Consider the following 1,831-nt stretch of genomic DNA (forward strand, 5'->3'; position numbering starts at 1 on the left):
CTGGCTGCCACGATGGATGCAGACGAGCGCGCTGACCTGTTCCACCTGGTGGCGCCAGGCAGGCAGCCTGCCATCCTGCGCCAACTATCGCAAAAAGAGCGCGATGACTTAACCAAGCTGGCCAGCTATGCCGAAGGCACGGCAGGGGCCGTCATGACCTCCGAGTATGTTTCCGTGCCGGTCACCATCGACGTGGCGGAAGCCTTGAGCCTGCTACGCGCCAGCGCGCCTGACGCCGAAACCATCTACCAGGTGTATTGCGTCGATAAAGAAGGCCGTTTGCAGGGCACCGTATCGCTACGCCAGCTGATTCTTGCGGCCCCCCACCAATGCGTGGAAGAACTAATGGTCTCGGAAGTGGTGTTTGCCTCCGTGGAAACGCCGCAGGAAGAAGTCAGCCGGCTGATTGCCCATTACGACTTGCTGGCGCTTCCCGTGATCAATGGTGGTGACCGCTTGGTGGGCATCGTGACCTACGACGACGCCATGGACGTGGCCGCGGAAGAAGCCACCGAAGACATGCACAAGGGGGTGTCGGTGGGCAAGCTGGAGGGCAGCCTGCGCTCGGTCAGCCTGTTCGAGCTCTACCGCAAGCGTGTGGTGTGGCTGGTATTGCTGGTATTCGCCAATATCTTCTCGGGTGCCGGTATCGCCTATTTCGAAGAAACCATCGAAGCCTACATTGCGCTGGTGTTCTTCCTGCCCCTGCTGGTGGATAGCGGTGGCAACGCAGGCTCTCAGGCGGCCACCCTGATGGTACGCGGCATGGCCACCGGCGATGTACGTACCCGCGATTGGGCCAAGCTGCTGGGTCGTGAAGTCGGCGTCGCCTTGGCGCTGGGGCTGACCATGGCACTGGCGGTGTCCGTGGTGGGTATTTTCCGCGCGGGCAGCGAAATAGCACTGGTCGTCGCGCTATCAATGGTGCTGATCGTCACGGTAGGTAGTCTAATCGGGATGATTCTGCCGTTCATTCTGCAGCGCTTCAAGCTAGATCCGGCGACCGCCTCGGCACCGCTGGTGACCTCGATTGCCGATGCGTCAGGCGTACTGATCTACTTTGCACTGGCAACGGCTATTTTGGGTCTACCCACCCCATAGGCCGCGCTTTGGTCAAGGAGACCAGTGATGATGCCGATCATGATATTTTGGGAGTCTCTGCAACCGTTATGGCCGCTAGTACTAGCGGCCGTACTCGGATCCCTGGTAGGTCTCGAGCGCCAGTGGAGGCAGCGGTTAGCAGGGTTGAGGACTAATGCACTGGTGGCACTGGGTGCCGCCAGTTTCACATTGATGTCGATGATGGTGGAGGGTGAAATCAGCCCTACTCGTATGGCAGCGCAAGTGGTATCAGGAATAGGCTTTCTGGGCGCTGGGGTCATCATGAAAGAGGGGGCCAATATTCGGGGGCTCAATACCGCCGCAACCCTTTGGTGTTCTGCGGCCATTGGGGTCATGGCAGGGGCTGGCTTCCATCTCGTCGCCATGATGGTAGCGCTATGCATTCTGGCGATTAACATTCTACTGCGCCCTGTCGTACTGATCATCAACCGGCAGCCGATGGAAAATAGCCAGGAAGAGATCGATTGGCGCTATGAGCTGAATGTGACCTGTCATAGTGATCAAGAAGCACATATTCGCGCACTACTACTTCAGGGTCTATTGGGCGATGCGTTACAATTGCAAAAACTCGAGAGCAGTCACCGTGATGATCAACGCAGCGTACGAGTCACAGCGCAGTTATACGCCACCGAGCGTCATGATGCCCTCGTTGAAAAAGTGATTGGCCGCCTTAGCCTTGAGCCATCCGTCAGCGCCGCTGGTTGGGACA

At 58.3% G+C, this 1,831-nt stretch carries 2 protein-coding genes; both read left to right on the top strand.

Translation table 11 applies throughout. The features are described from left to right. The coding region (gene mgtE / locus FYJ24_RS12350) for a magnesium transporter (RefSeq protein ID WP_154546725.1) at positions 1–1,101 on the top strand (1,101 nt) is incomplete at its 5' end. 39 nt (positions 1,102–1,140) lie between these two features. Then, a partial coding sequence (locus tag FYJ24_RS12355; protein WP_154546726.1) for an MgtC/SapB family protein occupies positions 1,141–1,831 on the top strand: 691 nt, incomplete at its 3' end.

The organism is Scrofimicrobium canadense (assembly GCF_009696615.1).
In the GTDB taxonomy this organism is placed as follows: Bacteria; Actinomycetota; Actinomycetes; order Actinomycetales; family Actinomycetaceae; genus Scrofimicrobium; species Scrofimicrobium canadense.